20 protein-coding genes and 2 tRNA genes are annotated in these 18527 nt (G+C 58.8%); 6 read left to right on the top strand and 16 right to left on the bottom strand.

Annotated features, from left to right (window positions below):
- Positions 1-71: 71 nt before the first annotated feature.
- Positions 72-374 (top strand): hypothetical protein, encoded by a 303-nt coding sequence (locus MUN82_RS03455; RefSeq protein ID WP_185284418.1) that lies wholly within the window; start codon positions 72-74, stop codon positions 372-374.
- A gap of 298 nt (positions 375-672) precedes the next feature.
- Here the strand turns inward: MUN82_RS03455 and MUN82_RS03460 are convergent, their stop codons facing one another.
- A complete protein-coding gene (locus MUN82_RS03460) occupies positions 673-1179 on the bottom strand; it encodes a metallophosphoesterase family protein (RefSeq protein WP_245095023.1) in 507 nt (168 codons plus the stop codon).
- A gap of 260 nt (positions 1180-1439) precedes the next feature.
- On the opposite strand from MUN82_RS03460, the gene MUN82_RS03465 reads away from it, so the two are divergent.
- Positions 1440-2126, top strand: coding sequence for an NUDIX hydrolase (locus MUN82_RS03465; RefSeq protein WP_245095025.1), 687 nt, complete (start codon positions 1440-1442; stop codon positions 2124-2126).
- A 148-nt stretch (positions 2127-2274) separates the two neighbouring features.
- Here the strand turns inward: MUN82_RS03465 and coaD are convergent, their stop codons facing one another.
- The 3 genes from coaD to MUN82_RS03480 all read right to left on the bottom strand — a co-directional run bounded on the left by coaD (position 2275) and on the right by MUN82_RS03480 (position 4416).
- Positions 2275-2739 (bottom strand): pantetheine-phosphate adenylyltransferase, encoded by a 465-nt coding sequence (coaD, locus tag MUN82_RS03470; protein ID WP_245095027.1) that lies wholly within the window; start codon positions 2737-2739, stop codon positions 2275-2277.
- A 203-nt stretch (positions 2740-2942) separates the two neighbouring features.
- On the bottom strand, positions 2943-3827 hold the full coding sequence (locus tag MUN82_RS03475; RefSeq protein WP_245095029.1) for a DUF3822 family protein: 885 nt from the start codon (positions 3825-3827) through the stop codon (positions 2943-2945).
- A gap of 82 nt (positions 3828-3909) precedes the next feature.
- The gene (locus MUN82_RS03480) at positions 3910-4416 is read right to left on the bottom strand and encodes an NUDIX domain-containing protein (RefSeq protein WP_245095031.1); all 507 of its coding nucleotides are present in this window, start codon (positions 4414-4416) and stop codon (positions 3910-3912) included.
- Between the two features lie 85 nt (positions 4417-4501).
- Here MUN82_RS03480 and MUN82_RS03485 point away from each other — a divergent pair, with 85 nt between their 5' ends.
- Positions 4502-4930, top strand: coding sequence for a PaaI family thioesterase (locus tag MUN82_RS03485; protein ID WP_245095033.1), 429 nt, complete (start codon positions 4502-4504; stop codon positions 4928-4930).
- A 115-nt stretch (positions 4931-5045) separates the two neighbouring features.
- Complete coding sequence (locus MUN82_RS03490) at positions 5046-6056, top strand: pectinesterase family protein (protein WP_245095034.1); 1011 nt, start codon at positions 5046-5048, stop codon at positions 6054-6056.
- Between the two features lie 45 nt (positions 6057-6101).
- Here MUN82_RS03490 and MUN82_RS03495 read toward each other — a convergent pair whose 3' ends face one another.
- Positions 6102-7049 (bottom strand): MBL fold metallo-hydrolase, encoded by a 948-nt coding sequence (locus tag MUN82_RS03495; RefSeq protein ID WP_245095036.1) that lies wholly within the window; start codon positions 7047-7049, stop codon positions 6102-6104.
- 116 nt (positions 7050-7165) lie between these two features.
- On the opposite strand from MUN82_RS03495, the gene MUN82_RS03500 reads away from it, so the two are divergent.
- A complete protein-coding gene (locus MUN82_RS03500) occupies positions 7166-7759 on the top strand; it encodes a DUF4202 domain-containing protein (RefSeq protein ID WP_245095037.1) in 594 nt (197 codons plus the stop codon).
- A 42-nt stretch (positions 7760-7801) separates the two neighbouring features.
- Here MUN82_RS03500 and MUN82_RS03505 read toward each other — a convergent pair whose 3' ends face one another.
- From MUN82_RS03505 to MUN82_RS03550, 10 genes are all read right to left on the bottom strand, one after another.
- Positions 7802-8389: a hypothetical protein gene (locus tag MUN82_RS03505; protein ID WP_245095039.1), complete on the bottom strand. Its 588-nt coding sequence runs from the start codon at positions 8387-8389 to the stop codon at positions 7802-7804.
- Positions 8390-8425: 36 nt separating this feature from the next.
- Positions 8426-9787, bottom strand: a complete 1362-nt coding sequence (locus tag MUN82_RS03510; protein ID WP_245095040.1) for a M28 family metallopeptidase — start codon at positions 9785-9787, stop codon at positions 8426-8428.
- A gap of 143 nt (positions 9788-9930) precedes the next feature.
- On the bottom strand, positions 9931-11148 hold the full coding sequence (locus MUN82_RS03515; protein ID WP_245095042.1) for a beta-ketoacyl synthase N-terminal-like domain-containing protein: 1218 nt from the start codon (positions 11146-11148) through the stop codon (positions 9931-9933).
- A complete protein-coding gene (gene bioA / locus MUN82_RS03520) occupies positions 11141-12463 on the bottom strand; it encodes an adenosylmethionine--8-amino-7-oxononanoate transaminase (protein ID WP_245095043.1) in 1323 nt (440 codons plus the stop codon). The genes MUN82_RS03515 and bioA overlap by 8 nt, the downstream gene beginning before the upstream one ends.
- 257 nt (positions 12464-12720) lie before the next feature.
- Positions 12721-13344 carry a dethiobiotin synthase gene (gene bioD, locus MUN82_RS03525; protein WP_245095044.1) on the bottom strand — a complete coding sequence of 208 codons (624 nt, stop codon included), beginning with the start codon at positions 13342-13344 and terminating at the stop codon, positions 12721-12723.
- A 10-nt stretch (positions 13345-13354) separates the two neighbouring features.
- Entirely contained in the window at positions 13355-14494 is a 1140-nt protein-coding gene (locus MUN82_RS03530) for an aminotransferase class I/II-fold pyridoxal phosphate-dependent enzyme (RefSeq protein WP_245095046.1), read from the bottom strand.
- 156 nt (positions 14495-14650) lie between these two features.
- A complete protein-coding gene (gene bioB / locus MUN82_RS03535) occupies positions 14651-15655 on the bottom strand; it encodes a biotin synthase BioB (protein WP_245095048.1) in 1005 nt (334 codons plus the stop codon).
- Between the two features lie 106 nt (positions 15656-15761).
- The gene (yiaA, locus tag MUN82_RS03540; protein ID WP_245095049.1) at positions 15762-16187 is read right to left on the bottom strand and encodes an inner membrane protein YiaA; all 426 of its coding nucleotides are present in this window, start codon (positions 16185-16187) and stop codon (positions 15762-15764) included.
- A gap of 187 nt (positions 16188-16374) precedes the next feature.
- Positions 16375-16447: transfer RNA gene (locus tag MUN82_RS03545), tRNA-Lys, on the bottom strand.
- Between the two features lie 92 nt (positions 16448-16539).
- Positions 16540-16612, bottom strand: a tRNA-Lys gene (locus tag MUN82_RS03550).
- 174 nt (positions 16613-16786) lie between these two features.
- Between MUN82_RS03550 and MUN82_RS03555 the strand changes: the two genes are divergently transcribed.
- A complete protein-coding gene (locus tag MUN82_RS03555) occupies positions 16787-17401 on the top strand; it encodes an SH3 domain-containing protein (protein WP_245095051.1) in 615 nt (204 codons plus the stop codon).
- A 135-nt stretch (positions 17402-17536) separates the two neighbouring features.
- On the opposite strand, the gene MUN82_RS03560 is transcribed toward MUN82_RS03555, so the two are convergent.
- Positions 17537-18343: an SDR family oxidoreductase gene (locus MUN82_RS03560; protein ID WP_245095052.1), complete on the bottom strand. Its 807-nt coding sequence runs from the start codon at positions 18341-18343 to the stop codon at positions 17537-17539.
- Between the last annotated feature and the right edge of the window lie 184 nt (positions 18344-18527).

An 18527-nucleotide genomic window follows, 5' to 3' on the forward strand; every position in this document is an offset into this window, starting at 1 on the left:
AGGTTTTCGAAGTCAAAAATAAGACTTACTTTTGCCCCTCATTCAAAAAATGACATTCAACCGACCCGGATATGACTGCTACCCGTCTCAAGCGGAAACACCGCAAGAACATTGCCCGCGCTAACAACAAGCAGCGCGTGATCAAGCAACTGCTCGCTACCCCCGTTCTGAAGAACGTGGATACCGACGAGCTGAAGGCCCGCTTCAACGGTGGCACGGCTCCTGCCGCTACCTCGGAGACGACTACTTCGCCCAACATCGCGAAAGTAAACCAGACCGGCACCGAAGGCTTCGACGAAGCTGAGGCTGTGGTAAAAGAGGTGAACAGCGACGGCCAGGAAGGCGAAAAGCCTAAGCCCGAAATCGCGCTGTAAGTAAGTCGCCACCGGCGTCGGTTGGCTTTTGCTTTATAGATTTAAAAAGGCTTTTCTGCTCTGGCAGAAAGGCCTTTTTGCGTTGATGAGGGGTAGGAGAGTGTGAGCGGGGGGTGGTAATGGTATGGAGTGAGAGTAGAAATACGGCTGTCATCCTGAGCGCAGCGAAGGACCTTATGCCAGTTGAACGAACATCGTATCGCACAACGACTTGTTCTCACGTGAGAAGGTCCTTCGCTGCGCTCAGGATGACAGCCGTATTTTTACTCACTACTCACTACTCACTACTCACTTTTTCCTATCCCCGCTCAGTGCGTGGCCCCAACTCAATAGCTTGCAACTGCTCTACCTTGCCCCGGTTGACTTGAAAGCGTAGCATGGTGCGCACCGTATGAAAGCCGTGGCGGCCCGCCGCGCCGGGGTTCAGGTGCAGCAGATGATTGCGCTTATCAGGCATCACTTTCAGAATGTGCGAGTGCCCACTGATGAATAGGCCGGGGCGGTACTCGGCAATGAGCGGCTTGGCAGCGGGGGTATAGCGGCCGGGGTAGCCGCCGATGTGGGTCATCAATACGCGCAGTCCTTCGATTTCAAAGGCCTGCACCAGCGGCTCGGTGGCGCGTACGTCCTGGCCGTCGATGTTGCCGTAGACGCCGCGCAGGGTGGCTATGGCCTCCAGGGTATCAGCCACGGCTACGTTGCCAAAATCGCCGGCGTGCCAGATTTCGTCGCAGGTGCTGAGATGATGCAGGATACGCTCGTCGAGGTAGCCGTGGGTGTCGGAAAGCAAGCCAATGGATTTCACCAGATACTGTACGAAAAGAAGCGGAGGGTAGTAAAGTTGCCCACCACGCACGGGCTGAGCTACCTCTACGCGGAAAACGCTGAGTGGAGCCAGTTAGGTAGGCCGCCCGCGTAATTGGAACACGGCGCAAGGTAACTACCTCGGCTGTTCCGCGTATCTTGCCCCACGCAGTTATTTCCGTTTGCCGATAATTATGCTGTGTTTTGCAATAAACTTCGGCTCGTTTTTGCTTTCTTGCCCTCCCAGAAGACTACTCCGCGATGAATGTTTTCATCAATGATATCCCGCTGATTATTAAGAAGAACAGCGAGAAAATATACAAGCACCGCTACGACCTGATTCTGAATCCGGAGGATGAGTTTTCGTCCAAGGATTTGGTGGGCGACGTGCTGGTGCGCGACGTAACCGACGTGTTCATCGACCGGCTGTTGCGCATGATGGAGGTGAAAAAGCTGAAAAAGCTAACCTCCCTCACACTGCTAGCCCGTAAAAAAGGCCGACTGATTCTGCATCTAAAAGACCAGTTCCGCATCGTGAAAGCCGCCGGTGGCCTGGTTACCAAAGACGGCATGGTGCTGATGATTTCGCGCTTCAACAAGTGGGATTTGCCCAAGGGCAAGCTCAAAAAAGAAGAAGACCCTGGCATTGGCGCCCTGCGCGAGGTAGAAGAGGAGTGCAACATCAAAGTATCGCTGGGCGAGAAGCTACCCAGCACCTGGCACTCCTACGCCTACAACGGCAACAAAATCCTGAAGAAAACCAACTGGTACACCATGCAGTGCCTCGACGATTCCCTGATGAAGCCCCAGGCTGAGGAGTACATCGAAGAAGTGCGCTGGATGACGCCCCAGGAGGCCCTAAGCGTACTCGACGACTCCTACGCCTCTATTGCGTTGGTCGTGCGCCACTACCTCAGCGAAGCCGCCGGGGAGACAGTCGAGAAATAAGAATGAATAATTAAGAGTAAAACTTACGCCTGTCATCCTGAGCAGCGCGAAGGACCTTATATCAGTAGAACGACTATCGTACCAACGACTCGTTCAACTGATATAAGGTCCTTCGCGCTGCTCAGGATGACAGGCGTAAGTTTTACTCTTAATTGACTTTCGGTAGCGCAAACGGTACGAAATCATCTACGTTGCCGCCGAAACGATGAATCTCGCGGATGATGGTGCTGCTGATGGCGGCCAGAGCGGGGGAGGTGATCAGGAAAACGGTTTCCAGCTCCGGGTTTACGTGGCGGTTGGCTTGGGCAATGGTATTCTCATACTCAAAATCGGTGGTGTTGCGCAGGCCGCGCAGCAGGTAGCGGGCCCCTACCTCGCGAGCAAAGTCGGCTGTGAGGCCTTTGTAGGCTTGCACGCGTACGCGCGGCTCATCCCGAAACACCTCGGCAATGAGGTCCAGCATTTGCTCCACGGGTAAGTAGCGGGTTTTACTGCTGTTGTTGCCTACGGCAATAATCACCTCATCAAACAACTGCGTGCCCCGCCGCACCACGTCGAGGTGGCCATTCGTGAACGGGTCGAAAGAACCAGGAAACAGCGCAATACGGGCCATGAGGTGAAATGGTGAATGGTGAAATTGTGACTGCAAAACCGTTTGTCATCCTGAACATTCCGCGCATCAAGCGGCGATGAAGGACCTTCTCACGTGTGAACGACAGACGTCACAACGACTCGTTTCTACGTTAGAAGGTCCTTCATCGCCGCTTGATGCGCGGAATGTTCAGGATGACAGACGGTTTTTGACCGTACGCTACTCTATTCGCACAAGTGCAGGGCGTACAGGTCGAAATAGCGGTATTCCGTTACGTCGTTGAGGCGGTAGCTGTAACGCAGGTCGAAGGGACGGTTGCCGAAGCGTAGGTGACGAATGTACTTGCGCAGAATGGAAAACAGCTCCGAGTCGTGCAGCAGGTCGCCCCACACCACTACAGGGTCCTGGTCGGGGTTGAGCTGTAGCTCCTGCATCACCAAGATGGTGTAGTATATCAGATCTTCGGGCGTGGTGAAGGCAAAAACGTTGCACAGCTCGGGGCGTTTGCTGCGCATCACCAGCACTGTAAGCTCTTGATGGCCAATGCTAAGGTAGACCCGACGCGGTGCGGCGGCCTCGCTCTGGTGCAACACACCTTCGAGCAAAGCGCTGGTCTGGTGCAGCAGCCGGCCGGTAGGGTAGGCCTGCCGAAACCAGTCGGCCAGTGGGCGGTCGGCAGCAAAAACGCTCACAATATCGAGGCCGGTATGGCGGTAGGCGCAGGCCATTTCGGTAGGCGCGCAGGCGTGGTGCAGCTGGAGGTACGTGGCCTCATCGCCGGGCGCAAACAGGGGGGCTGGTAGCAGCGTGAAAGCGCGGTTGTGTACGGCTAGGCGCACCTTGTTCCAGCCCGAGCGGGAAAGCAAATCGTGGTGGGCGGCCAGGGCGGGCAGTTGCGCCGCAGTTGGCACGCCTGGCTGCGCGGCATAGTCTTCTAAGGCCACAAACTTGTTGCGCTGCACATCGGCTATGCCCACGCGCACACCGGCCGCACCCACCGTGAGGTAGAGATTATAGGCGGCTAAGCGACTGGCATCCAGCGTTTCGTCGCGTAGGTAGGCCAGGGCGGTAGGAGCGGTAGAAGGGAGAGGGACAAGCGTAGCAGACACGAGCACAAACGGGTTGAGCCGCTAAAGGTACTATTTATCGGGCGGTCGTGCTATGCCCATGCGCCACCAAGTCGCGAGTAGCTTAGGGTGCAAACCGCAACTGCGGAATAAAAATATCATCGGGGCTGATGATCTGGCGCAGCACCGGGTGCACCTGCTGCATAGGGAGGGCAATGAGCTGGCGGGGCGTCAGGAAGGCCAGTTCGGTCAAGATTTGGGCGTCGGCGGCGTGCTCGGGGTCGGTGCCCAGTTGGGGTAGGGCAGTGGGGTCGGCAGGTGTCACCTCAAAGAACATTTCCAGGGCTTGCAGCGTGTCGGTCTTGAACTCGTGCAGGTGCAGAAAGCGCCCTACGTTCACTACTAGACCAGTCTCTTCGCGAAACTCGCGGCGCAAACACTCGTGCAGACTTTCCCCAAACTGCCACCCGCCGCCCGGCGGCGACCAAAACGGTGCCCCCTCGGGCAGCAACCCCCGGTGTGCGGCCAGCAGCAAAGCACCTTCGTGAATAAGCAGACCACAGGGCCGAACGCGCACCTGATGGGCATACGTAGCGAGAAGAGAAGAATCTGAAGTAGGCGTATCGGGCATCGAAAAGCAACTAGTGACGGGTAGCCTATACGGGAGCTTGCCAAAAAGGTGCGGCCCGCGCGGCGGGGGCTGCTACCTTTGCCCCATGCCTGACCTCCCTACCCCCGCTCCCGAAGAATCTCTGGAAACCCGCATTCGTCGCAAATTGGTGCGGCAAAACTTCATGCATCTCATCGGTGCCGACCTCACCCGCATTGAGCCCGGCAGAGTAGAGGCCGAGCTGACGCTGGCCGAGCAGCACCAGCAGCACCGGGGCTTCGCGCACGGCGGCCTAGTGGCCACTATGGCCGATCTGGTGGCGGGCTTCGCGGCCGTTACGCTCGTGCCGGAGGGTACGGGCGTCGTCACGGCCGAAATCAAAGTTTCCTACTTGCATCCGGGGGTAGGCACAACGATGCGCGCCGTGGGCTGGGTGCTGAAAGCTGGCCGGCGCCTGCACTTCTGTGAGGCCGAGGTGTGGTGCGATGACAAATTGGTGGCCAAAGCCACGGCCACCATGGCTGTAGTGGAATAGAGTATTCCTACAGTTCATAGGCTGATACTCTTCGCCATTCGCCTTGCCAGCGGCAGGTGAGAATACTGCACTGGTGTTATAAGAACGGTTTGTATTCAGCTTTTATCTATTGATTATGAGTTTACTGCGATTCTGCGTGCTGAGTAGTCTACTATTGACTGCACCCGCCCTGTACGCCCAAACTGCGCCTCCAGCTGCTCAGCCAAAGTCAGCCGAAGCGCCATCGTTCAATAAGCCGGTGCGCCTGGTGGTGGCGGCTGATGGATCGGGCGACTACCGCACTGTGCAGGAGGCCATAATGGCCGTGCGCGACTTTATGCAGGTAGAAGCCACTATTTTCATCAAGAATGGCACCTATAAGGAAAAGCTGCTGATTCCGTCGCAGAAAACGCACATCACGCTGCTGGGTGAAAGCACAGAGGGTGTAGTCATCACCTACGGCGACTATTCCGGCGATGCCGAGAAGCACACCACCTACACCTCCTCCACGGTGCGGGTGCAGGGCAACGACTTTCGGGCCGAGAATATCACCTTCGAAAACTCGGCTGGCAGGGTAGGGCAGGCCGTGGCCCTGCACGTGGAGGGTGACCGGGCCGTGTTTCGGCACTGCCGCTTGCTGGGCAACCAGGATACGCTGTTTCTAGCCATCGAAAACAGCCGCCAGTACTACCAGGACTGCTACATCGAGGGTACTACCGATTTTATCTTCGGGGCCAGCACGGCCGTATTCGACCGTTGCACTATTTTAAGCAAGAGCAATTCCTACATCACGGCGGCTTCTACCACGCCCCGACAGCGGTTTGGACTGGTATTTCTGAACTGCCGACTCACGGCCGCCCCCGAAGCCCAGAAAGTCTACCTCGGTAGACCCTGGCGTCCTCATGCGCGCACCGTCTTTTTGGATACAGAAATGGGGGCGCACATCACGCCGGCAGGCTGGGACAACTGGCGCAACCCAGAAAATGAGAAGACAGCTTTCTATGCCGAGTACCAATCGCGCGGGCCGGGCGCCAACCCTGAGGGGCGGGTGCGGTGGAGTCGTCAGCTCACCAGCAAAGAGGCCAAGCAGTACACGTTGAAAAATATCTTTGCGGGCACCGAGCCGTGGCTGCCTGAAAGCAAATAGGGTAGGGTGTGTTCAAGTAGAGATATAAAATGCTGTGCTACTACTCTACAACGCAAAGGCCTGGCCCTGCTCCGGAAAGATAAACCGGAGTCGAAGCGTATTATTCGTTTCGAGCTGCTGTTTGATCTGAATGAGGTTGTCGGCTGTGGGCTTGCTGTGGGTAACAACGATAGGCAGGTTGCGCAGGGCGCCAACTCCCGTCAGCCGGGCCAGCACCAACAGCTCTTGCTGTAGCCAGTGGGGCGTGAGGTGCCCGAACAGCTGGGTGTCGGGTTGGGCGTTGGGGTAGGATACTTCCATAAAAATACCCCGCAGTGTGCCGGCTCGTGCTAGTGGCGCTACCGCCTGCCACAGCTCGGCTAGGCGTGTGCTGTGCTCCACGGCATCGGGGCCAGTGTCGCCGAGGTAGAGGAGGTAGTTGTTGCCGTAGCGGAGCAAGAAAGCCGCGCTCTCGTAGCCGGGGCCGTGGCTGAGTGGAAAGGCTCGGGCCAACAGCGCGGTACCGGCCACGGCGGTTTCGGGGGCGCCAGGTAGGAGGGGGTGGTATTGATATTTGCCGAGGGTAGGGGCCGCGCCAGTAGTGCCGAAGTTGGGCCAGCTCTGCCAGTTGAAGTAGTGCTGTTGCAGGATAGCGAGGCAGCTAGGTAGGCCGTACAGGGTTTTGCTGGTGTCATCGGGGGCGTTGAGCAGCAGGCCGGCCATATGGTCGAGGTGGGCGTGGGAGAGTAGGTAGGCTTTGATCTGACGACGGATAATCTGGTCGGGAGTGCCGGGTAGGGCCCGTTGCGCTACCGCCTTTTCTACCCCGGCTCGGATGGTGCCGGCATCCAGACAAGCGTAGCTGATAGCGCCAACGGGGGCCACTAGGTAGGCCGAGAGGTTGCTTTCATCGAGGCCACCCCGTACGCCTAGGGGCACTACCCGAAAGTCTGGTTGCTGGGCTGTTGCCAGATGGCCCAGCAGAAGGAGAAGGCAAACGACAAGCTTCGACATGTATTACTAGTGGAGAACAAACTCACGTGGACCAAGCCAAAGGTAGATAGGGTAGAAACAACGACACAACCACGCCTACTCTATCTTTACCCTAGCTACCTACCCCGCACGCCCGTATGCTACTCAACCAAGCCCGCTTCGATGAAGCCATCCGCCTGTTCGACGACGCCAACGCCGAAGACCCCCACCAGGAAGTTGCGGACGGACAGTCCTACCCCAAAGAACTGCTCTATGGCCAGCGCATGAGCGCCTGTCTGCACGCAGTGGCCCCCAACGCTCCGGAAGCTATACAGCTGGCAGCCCGCTGCCAGCACATCCGCCGCTGGACCATCCCGCGCCAGGATTTTCCCATGGACCGCGCCGGCTACCACAAATGGCGCAACACGCTCAAGAAATTCCACGCTCAGCTAGCCAGCGAAATCCTGACGCAGGTAGGCTACGATGCCGAAACCATCCAGCGGGTGCAGGTGCTCCTGCAAAAGCAGCAGATGCACCTCGACCCCGAAGTGCAGCTGCTGGAAGATGTGATTTGCCTGGTGTTTTTGCAATACTATTTCCTTGATTTTGCCGCTCAACACCCGGAGGATAAAGTCATCGACATTGTGCAGAAAACCTGGCGCAAAATGACGCCCGAGGGCCACCAGCTAGCCTTGCAATTGCCCTTAGCGCCCAAGGCGCAGGCATTGATTGGCAAGGCGCTAAATAGTTAGTAGAGCAAAAGTCCGCAAATCTATACTCAGCCAATAAACCAGCTAATCAGTAAATACAGGCCAAATTTTATCAATCTGCCAGTGCCCGGTGTGGCGCGACAGGCCAAAAGCCAACCCCGTGCGGGGCATTTGCGCGTGGCTGGGCTGTGGTAACACCACCTGCGCCGAATCGGTCGTGTGGTGTTGCAGATGAGGCGTAGCGCGTAGTAGCTCGGTCAGTTCCTCAGCGTCTTGGGAGAAGATGATAGGGTCATAGTCGAAGCCTGCGGGCGGTCCGTCATATTGCGGGTGCAGCCGGAGCGTGTCGGCCCACTGCTGGTATTCTGCCCGGCGTGCTGCGGCGTAAGCCGCCGACACGTAGCCACTGCTACGCAAAGTAGTCAAGTAGGAGTCTACGGCTTCAAGGTCAACCGCGTAGATATCGGTACTGTCTTCGGAATAAGCTGCGGGCACTAGCGGCAGTTGATTCAGCTCATCAGCCTGCGGCGCATACCAGCGCAGAAACTGCTGCACTACGGCTACAGGCGTAGCGGCTGTATCGGTGGTAGTGTGGGCAGGAACTGGCCGCTCTGCGCCCGAAGCAGTAGTTTCTTCGGACGCAGAGTGCGTACAGGCGCAGCTTACAAGCAACAAAATAAGGCAGCAACGGCGCATAGTGCTTGCTTTCTACCGCACCGGCTTCGGAATCACTGGCAGGCTTTCGTGGCCTTGAGCATCCACGGAGGCCACCCCGAAGATGTAGTTGTCTTTGCTCTGGGTGAGGTCGGCTTTCGTGTCGGTCACGAATACCTTTTGCTGCCACTTGGGCGAGGTAGTTTCGCGGATGAGCACATAGTAGCCGGCGGGCTTGGGGCCGGCGGCAGGGGCGTCCCACTTCAGCTGCGTGCGGTTGGTGAGCTGGGCCGTGAGCACACCCACGTTTTGGGGCGAAGCCGGTGCCAAGGCCAAGCCGGCCAGGGTAGCCAGGTTCACGCCGGTGTTTTTGCGTAGGTAGCCAAAGTCCATGAACTTGGCATGGTCGCCGTACTCCACGCCGTTTTCGGTGCGCAGGTCTTGGTGCTGGTGGCGGAAATCTTCATTCATCTCCGTGAAGCGCACCGCCGTGAAGCCCTGCTGATTGAACGGCGTATGGTCGCCACCGCGTAGGAATCGGTCGGGGCGGTACACCACCACCACATCGAGGCCATCTACGTAGTCCTCAGCGGACTGCTGAGCGTAGCGGGCTAGTTGGCGGGAAGGCGAATCGTTTTCCGACGACAACGTGCGGCGCACCCTACCCTCGGCCTCGGTTTCAGTGGCAGGCACGCCCTCGCTAAATACGCGCAGGTGCTTATTATCGTCAGTGGAAGGGTCGTCGCCGTGCGAGTTGCCCACAATGTCGTTGTTGAGCATGGCTACCACGTTCCAGCCTTCGGCCTTGGCGCGTTTGGCCAGGTGCGTTGAGCCATAGAGACCCTGCTCCTCGCCCTGCACAGCCACGAAGATGATGGTGGCCGGATATTTCTGCTGCGACATCACGCGGGCCAGCTCCATCACGGCCACCGTGCCGGAGCCGTCGTCGTTGGCACCGGGCGCGTCGGCGGTAGCGTTCATCACATCCGACACCCGCGAATCGATGTGCCCGCTCACGATAAAGATGCGCTTGTCATTGGGGTCGGTGCCGGGTAGGGTGGCCATCACGTTGGCCATCACCACGGGCTTGTCGATGCGGCGGCCGTCAGGCTTGATGGTGAAGGTGTCCTGGGTGACTACAAGGCGGTTGCCGCTGGCTTTGCTGTACTTTCGGAACTCATCTTCCACCCAGTTGCGCGCCGCCCCAATGCCGCGCTTCTTGCTCTTGGTATCGCTCAGGGTATGGCGCGTGCCGAAACTCACGAGCTTGTCAACGTCCTCTTTCAGGCGTTTCTCCGAAATGTCATTCACCATCTTCTTGATGGTGGGGTCGGGAGTGGTCGAGGGCTTGTTTTGCGCCAGCAGGGGTAGGGCCGGTAAGAGAAAAGCAGTCAATAGGGTAGAGCGAAGCTTCATGCGGAGGTTGGTTTGGTTGAGGGCAAGCTACAGCTTGGTTGTTGGTTTGTAGTGATTCGTACTACTAAAGAACGTCATTTCGACCACGTTGCGCCGCAAGCAAGGAGGAGAAATCTCGCATGCTGACAAGCCAACGGCTGAATCTACACCAAAGACACCAACGCGCTGGCCGCGTTGCCCCCAAAACCCGCCGCATTCACCAGAATACGCCGAATAGGCTGCTTAGGCGCCGTGGCCAGATAAGTAGGAAAGGGCGCGACAGGCCATTGCTGCGTTGCCAGTATTTGCAATGCAAAATCGAGACTGAGTGCTGCCGAGGCACCCAACGTGTGCCCTACCAGCCACTTATTGGAAAGAAGCAGCGGGGGACTCCCGCTGAAAACTGTCTGTACGGCTGCCAGTTCGGCAGCGTCGCCGGCCGGGGTGCCAGGGCTATGCAGCACTAGGGCGTCTACCTCGTGCAGCTCCCTACCCGCCTGCTGCAACGCCTGCCGCATCGCTTTCTGAAAATGCTGCCCATCGGCCGAAATACCCGTTTTGCTGCCGATAGCTTCAAAACCAAATCCCACGCTTTCCAAGCGGAACAGCGGCTGGTGCGTCGCCGCTGCTTCGGTGGTGGCGGTAGTAGCGGCTACTCTCTCTAGGGCAAACACGGCCGCGCCCTCACCCAGCGTGAAGGTAGAAGGCCGCCCCGCCCCCGGCCGGCAGGGCCACGTGCCCGCCGCGAAGGGCGAGTAAATGCCGATAGCCTGCATCTGTGCTAGCGTGAACTCCGTGAGCGGCGCCTCAGCTCCGCCCGCCAAGTAGCGGTCTGCCATACCTGCTCGCAGCCAGGCCACGGCATTGCCCAGCGCCTGAAACGCGCTGCTGCACGTGCTAGAATGGCTTAGCGCAGCCCCATCGGCACTACCCGCATCAAAGGCCACCCAGCTAGCCACATTGCCCAACGTCGTAAGCGGCGACGCAGCCGCTGGCACGCTGCCTTCGCGTAAAAACTCCTCGTGGTACTGCTCTAAGTGGTGCGTGGCCCCGCGGCTGCTGCCTATGCTGACGGTAAGAGCGTGTTGATTGTAGGTTGTAGGTTGTTGGTCATGATTCCATCCCGCGTCCGTGGCGGCCTGGCGGGCCGCCAGTATGGCAAGCAACACAGTGCGGTCGAGCTGGCGGTAGGCGGGATGGGCGCGCCGCAGCTCCGCCACGGCCGCCTCGGTAGCGGGGGGTAGGGTGGCTACAGGCAGGCCGTTGGGGTGGGTGGAAAAAGGCGAATCGGAAGAAGCTGGAAAGGCCTGCTCACCCAGCGCCGACACCCGGCCTCGGCCCCGAATGATGATAAACGCCTCGTCGGCGCGGGCGTTAGTCATGCAGGTATTCGGGCAGGGTAGGGGCGGGCGTGAAGTTCAACACCAGCTCGCGCATCTGGCGCAGCACTTGGTAGAGTAGGGCTAGCTCGGCATCGGTGGTGCAATAAGGCGGCAGCAGATACACTACGTTGCCCAAGGGGCGCAGAATCACGTGGTTGTCGAAGGCGAGCTGGTAGAACGCGTCGCGGAGGCGACTGAAGTAGCTAGTGCCCTCGCCGGGGTCGTACTCCACAGCCAGCACTGTACCCACATGGCGCACGGCCCGGATGCCTGGCTGGTCTTCTAGTTCCTGCTTAAACGCGGCGTGGGCGGCCGCAATGCGCTGGCGCTGCTGTGTACACGCCTCAGCGCGGGTGAGCTCCAGGCTAGCCAGGGCGGCGGCGCAGGCTACGGGGTTAGCAGTATAGGAGTGGCCATGAAACAAGGCCTTCATCTTGTCGTCGCTCAGAAACGCCTCGTAGAGCGGCGCGGCGCAGGTGGTCAAGCCCATAGCGAGCGTGCCGCCCGTGAGGCCCTTCGAGAAGCACATGATATCGGGCTGCTCCTGCAACTGACTGCTGGCAAACAGCGGCCCAGTACGGCCGAAGCCGGTCATCACTTCATCGGCAATGCACAGCACGCCGCGCTGGTGGCAGCGGCGCACCATTGCATCCAGCACCTCGGCCGAGTAGGCTACCATGCCCGCTGTGCCCAGCAGCAGCGGCTCAAAGATGAAGCCCGCTACCTCGGGATGTTGTAAAGCTGCGTCCAGCTGCGCCAGAACCTCGGCCTCGCGGCCCGGCACCGGCACGTCGATAAACTCCACTTCAAACAGCAACGGCCAAAACGGCTGCGTAAACGCCCCCCGGCTGCTTACCGACATGGCCCCGAACGTGTCGCCGTGGTAGGAGTCGCGGAAGCAGAGGAAGCGCCGCCGCTGGGGCTGACCTTGGTTGTGGAAGTATTGCAGCACCATTTTCAGGGCTACCTCCACTGCCGTCGAGCCATTGTCGGAGTAAAATACGCGGGACTGGTTACGGGGTAGGAGTTCGAGCAGTTGCTCAGCAAGCTCCACGGCTGTAGGGTGAGTGAAGCCGGCAAACAGCACGTGCTCCAGGGTGCGGAGCTGCGCGCTCACACGCTCGGCAATGGCGGGGTGGGCGTGGCCATGTAGGTTCACCCACCACGACGAGATGCCGTCGAGGTAGCGGGTGCCGTCTTCGGCAATAAGCCAGGCGCCCTCGCCGCTGATGATAGGTACGGCCAGCGGGGCGGTTTGCATTTGAGTGTAGGGGTGCCACAGCACGGCGTGGTCCCGTTGGGCAAGCGTAGACATACCGCAAAGCTACGCGGTTCCGGGCGGACGTGGGTTCTCGGGTGGGCAGGCGCAGGCTTTTGGGTAGGGAGGCCAAGGTTCCTGTATAGGTGCGCGGAGGAAAAGCACGTAGGTGCCCAGACGCCGCCCAGTGACCTATTCTTGACTGTCATCCTGAGCTTGCGAAGGACCTTCTCACGTGAGAACGACCATCGTACCAACGACTCGTTCTCACGTGAGAAGATCCTTCGCAAGCTCAGGATGACAAGTGTTATTCCTCAATTACCCGCAAACCACTCCCGAAACTCTGCTGCATACCGCTGCACCACAGCCGCATCCAGCACCGGCTCGGGCAGTACGCGGGGCATAATGGGCACGCCAGTGTGCTGCGCAATAAATTCTTCGGTGGTGGGGGTAGGCTCGCCGTTGAATACGAGGCCGCGCACCGGAATCTGCCGCTGCCGCAGCACCTCCAGCGTCAGCAGGGTGTGGTTGATACTGCCCAGGTAATTACGCGATACCACCACCGCCGCCAAGCCCAGTTGCGCCAACAAATCCACCATCAGAAACCTTGGTGCCAGCGGCACCAGCAGGCCGCCCGCACCTTCTACTACCAGATGGTTGTCGGTGCGAGGTAGGTGGAAGGCGCTGGGCGTAGGCTCAATGCCCTCGGCGGCAGCAGCGGCATGGGGTGAGGCGGGTAGGGCTAGGCGGTACGCTTCGGGGTGGAAGTAAGAATTTGGGTTGCTGACCAAGCTGCGCACGGTGGCCGCGTCGGTAGTGGGCGTGAGGCCGGCTTGCACAGGCTTCCAGTAGTCGGCGCCCAGAGCTTCGGTGAGAATGGCGGCTGCGACGGTTTTGCCTACGTCCGTGCCGATGCCGGTGATAAAGAGGTGTTCCAAAAGAGTCAATTTAATATTCTCCCAACACCTCCGCTAGCCTATCAATCTCCGCCTCCGTGTTATACGCGTGCACAATCAACCGCAGGCGCTCGGTGCCAGTGGGGACGGTAGGCGCCACAATAGCTCGCACGTCGAAGCCAGCGTCTTGGGCGGTGGTGGCTATTTGCTTTACTGCTTCGGGGCCGGGGGAGGTAGGGAAGAACACCGGGTGAATGATGTGACTATCGGCCGGTACATGCAGACCAGGTACCGCGTTCAAGGTGATTTTTAAGTGATCTGACAGCGCAAATAGTCGCTGCCGCTCCGTATCTAGGGTAGGAAGCAACTGATACGCCGCCGCCAACGTGGCAATCATGTAGGGTGCTGGGGCGGTGGTATAGATGAAGGGGCGGCTGAAATTCAAGAGGTAGTCGCGCAGGATGGCTGAACCAGCTATAGCTGCACCCTGGCTGCCTAAGGCCTTGCCAAACGTCAGCACGCGGGCGAATATGTCGTCTTCCAAGCCCAACTCCGCTACCAAGCCGGCGCCGTGCGGACCGTAGAGGCCGTTGGTGTGGGCCTCGTCTACTACTAAGTACAACTCATGCTGCCGGCACAAATCAGCTAGTTCGCGCAGGGGAGCCATGTCGCCGTCCATGGAGTAGAGCGCCTCCACGGCCACAAACACGGCGCCGGTGGCGCGGGGTAGGCGACGCTCCAGGTCGGCTACATCGTTGTGACGGAAGCTGTAGGCCGTGGCAAAGCTGCCGCGAATGCCGTCTTTCACGGAAGCGTGCGAAGCTTCGTCGTAGAAAATGGTATCGCCGCGGCGGGGCACGGCGGCAAAGAAGCCCAGATTGGCCGCGTAGCCGGAGTTGAAAAGTAGCGCTGCCTCGGCGCGATGGAACTGCGCTAAGTGGGTTTCCAGGACTTCGGCCGCCACCGAGTTGCCGGTAAGCAGGCGGGAGCCGGTGCTGCCAGCATCTTCTCGTTGAATAGCAGTTTGCAACGCCTGCCGTAGGGTAGGGGAGCGGGCCAGGCCGAGGTAGTCGTTGGAGCTGAAATCAACCAGGTTGTCAGCGGACAGCGACAGGCGGCGGCGGGTGCCTTCAGCTTCGCGCTTGGCAAGGTGCTGAGCGAGGCGGTGGTGGAGGGGAGAGCTAGTAGACATGGTAGACTACAAAACGCGTGTCATCCTGAGCTTGCGAAGGACCTTCTCATGCCAGAACGAGTCGTTAGTACGATAATCGTTCATGCGTGAGAAGGTCCTTCGCTGCGCTCAGGATGACACGCGAAGGCTTACAGACAAAACAGGGAACTGCGTACTCTAAACGACTGCCGTTTCCTGCTTACCTAAAACCGCGGCGCCCTGCGGTACATCCTTAAACGCCTTGCGCGGCTTCAGACCCAGCAGCTCAAACATCTGCTTGTCGGCGTCGAAGTCCGGGTTGGGGGTAGTAAGAAGCTTTTCGCCGGAGAAGATGGAGTTGGCGCCGGCCAGGAAGCAAAGCGCTTGTTCGGTTACGGGCATTTCCTGGCGGCCAGCCGAGAGGCGCACAATGGTTTTAGGCATCAGCAGGCGGGCGGTGGCAATCATGCGCAGCATTTCCCACACGCTTACGCGGGGCTGCTCGGCTAGAGGCGTGCCTTCCACCGGCACCAGCGCATTCACCGGCACCGACTCGGGGTGTTGGGGTAGGGTAGCCAGCGTATGCAGCATGGCCACACGGTCCTCATCTGTCTCGCCCAGGCCAATGATGCCGCCCGAGCACACCGAAATACCCGCTTTTCGCACGTGCTCCAACGTGTCGAGGCGGTCGTCGTAAGTGCGCGTGGTGATGATGTCGTTGTAGTGCTCTCGGCTGGTATCGAGGTTGTGGTTGTAGGCGTAGAGGCCGGCTTCCTTCAGGCGCTCGGCCTGGTACTCGTTCAGCATGCCCAAGGTGCAGCACACTTCTAGGCCTATGTTATTTACTTCGGTCACCATGTTTAGCACTCGGTCGAAGTCGCGGTTGTCGCGCACCTCGCGCCAGGCAGCGCCCATGCAGAAGCGGGTAGAACCCGAGTCTTTGGCGCGTTGGGCTGCGGATAGCACCTCGGCGTCGGGTAGGAGCTTGTGGGCTTGCACGCCGGTGTGGTAGCGGGCAGCCTGAGGGCAGTAGGCGCAGTCTTCGGGGCAGCCGCCGGTTTTCACGCTCAGTAGCGTGCACACCTGCACTTCGCCAGTGGCTTGAAACTCGCGGTGCACGGCGGCGGCCTGCGCCACCAGCTCCAGCACGGGTTGGTGATAAATTGCGTTTACTTCATCGAGGGTCCAGTCGGTGCGCAGCATAGGGGTTGCCAGTTGTGAGTTGCCAAGTAGCAGAATGAAAAACGGTCCGCTCAGGCCGGAGGGGCGCTTGGGCGGACCGCAAGATACAGCAAACAGCGGTTGTGCCCTAGTGGGTGTTGAAACCGGTTTCGGTTGGTTGGGCTCCCGAACGGCTGCTCTGCGCGTCGCGCGTGTTCTTCTGCACCGCAATAGCCCCAAACAACGCCAGCATAAACGACATGGCATAAAAGCCTTTCTCACTCAGCAGCAGCGTCGCGTTCCATAGCCCTACAGCCAGCAACAAAATAGCCGAGAGCGTAGCAAACCAGCTCAGCCCGTAGTATATGCTTGTGACGGGAATACCCTCCAGCTGGTCGCGTACACTCTTTTGCAGCGATATAGCCGCAAACAACCCGTAGAGCAAAACTGTGAAATAGTACCCCTTTTCGCTGAGCGGCATGGTAGCATTCCATAGCCCTACCATAAAGGCAACCATACCGACCAGGAGTGCTGCCCACGAAGCGGCTATAAATGCATTGGATGGTTTCTGCATATACTGAAAGCTATAGAGAATAGAGGTGGGTAGGATGACTAATCAACCAAGCCAAACATAGTGATAATTGTATGAAATTGATACGTGCACTGCCCTGCTTCAGTAAGCTGCCGAACTGCACCTTTGGCTCAAACTGTTAGAAAACAAAAAAGCCCCGAATGACAAAGCATTCGGGGCTGAAGTTGTGTGATCCCGCTGGGATTCGAACCCAGGACCCGTACATTAAAAGTGTACTGCTCTACCAGCTGAGCTACAGAATCAGAAGAAATAAAAGCTCTCGTGCTGGTGCGGGGTAGGGCTTAGCCTACCTTTGTGAGAGACGAAAAAGCCCCGCCAATTGCGAGGCTTCGTGTGATCCCGCTGGGATTCGAACCCAGGACCCGTACATTAAAAGTGTACTGCTCTACCAGCTGAGCTACAGAATCAAATTGCAATAACAGGAGCGTTTTCCGTTATTGTGGCACAAAAGTAGGGAGTTGACGCCCGATTGTCCAAATATTTTGTTGAAAAAGGTTTTATTTTTTTCATTTCTAGCGCTGCTGTTCAGCCAACCAATTCTGGCTCAAAAAGATACTGAAGCGCTACAAAAGGCAGATTCTTTGTTTGCCGCCGACTCGGTGGAGGCTGCCTACCCCATTTACCAGCAAGTGCTGCGACAACAGAAAGCCTACTCGCCCCGCATGTTGCTGCGCATGGCCTACGTGCAAGAAGGGCTGGGGCATTATCCGGCGGCTCTCTACTACCTAAGTCTGGCGCAAGCCCGCCAGCCCCGGCGCTCTACCTGGACCAAGATGGCTAGCCTGGCCCAGCGCCACCGCCTCACGGGCTACCCCGATACGTGGCGGCAACAACTGCGCATTGTGTTTCGGCGCTACTACTACCGCCTGTTGCAGGCTGCGCTAGTAATAGCGGTGGTGGGTGGTACCGTGCTGTGGCTGCGTCGCCGCGAGCGGCGGGGTTGGTGGATGGCCTATGCTACTTATGTGCTGGCTACAGGAGCTTTTCTGAACTTGCTACAACCCGAGCGTAGCGGTCTGGTAGCCCGCTCGCGCGCTGCTCTCATGGCCGGCCCCAGCCCCGGCGCTACCTGGCTGACTACCGCTGCCGCTGGCGACCGGCTGGTCGTGCTGGGTCGGCAGGACGTGTGGTACCGCGTGCGCTGGCAGGGCAAAGATGCCTACATCCGGCAGCACGACTTACTGGAGGTGCAGTAGGGGTAAGGGATTTGTTATCCTGAGCTTGCGAAGGACCTTCTCACAGTAGAACGAGTCGTTGATACGCCTGTTGTTCTCACGTGAAAAGGTCCTTCACTGCGTTCAGGATGACAAATAGCTAGCTATACTATAACCTTACAGCGAAAAGTCAGCTTCCTCCTTGCGGAAGTGGTTAAGCACTAATTTGTCAGACAGGCCGGGTAGGATCTTGTTCAAGAAGACCGTGAGCTTGCCCATGCCGGTGAGCACCAGGTCGCGGCGGCGCTGCTGCACGGCGCGCAGAATGTGGCGGGCTACTTCCTCGCTGCTCATCATCTTCTGCTCGTCGCGGGGCGACTCGCCCTGGGCAGACCCATCGGCGGCCAGGGCGGTCTGGCGGATGTTGGAGGCCGTGAAGCCGGGGCAAGCTACCAGCACGTGCACGCCCTGCGGGAGTAGCTCCGTGCGTAAGGCTTCCAGGAAGCCCTGCATGGCAAACTTGGAAGCCGAGTAGCCCGTGCGGCCGGGTAGGCCCCGGTAGCCGGCAATACTGGAAATGCCTACGATAGAGCCTTTGTTGGCTACGATATAGGGTAGGGCAAATTTGGTGGTGTACACAGTGCCGAAAAAGTTGGTCTGCATCAAGCGCTCAATCACGCTCAGGTCAGCATCGGCAAACTTGGCCCGCATGGAAATGCCCGCGTTGTTGAGGAGCACATCGAGGCGGCCGAAGGCGGCCACGGCTTCGTCTACCGCGCGGGCGGCATCGGCCTCCACGCCCACGTCGGCGCGTACGGTGCGGTGCGCAATGCCCAGTTGCGTGAGCTGTTGTGCGGTATCAGCGAGGCGGCTTTCGTCGCGACCGGTTACAACGACGCTGGCGCCGGCTTGCCCAAATGCCACGGCGCAGGCCCGGCCAATGCCGGAAGTGCCCCCGGTGATAAGTACAACTTTTCCTTTCATAGCAGTCAACCAAAAACAACGGTGGATATAGACGACAAAGCTACTGCTTTCCGGTGGGAGCGGCGGCTGGTCGAGTGAGGAAAGAATCCGGTCGATTATGCACGGGGCAGCCCAAAAATGTCTCTACTTTAGGCCGTAGTATTGCGGAAGCTGAGAATTGCTTCTGCCGAGGTATGGTGCCTGC

The organism is Hymenobacter aerilatus (assembly GCF_022921095.1).
In the GTDB taxonomy this organism is placed as follows: Bacteria; Bacteroidota; Bacteroidia; order Cytophagales; family Hymenobacteraceae; genus Hymenobacter; species Hymenobacter aerilatus.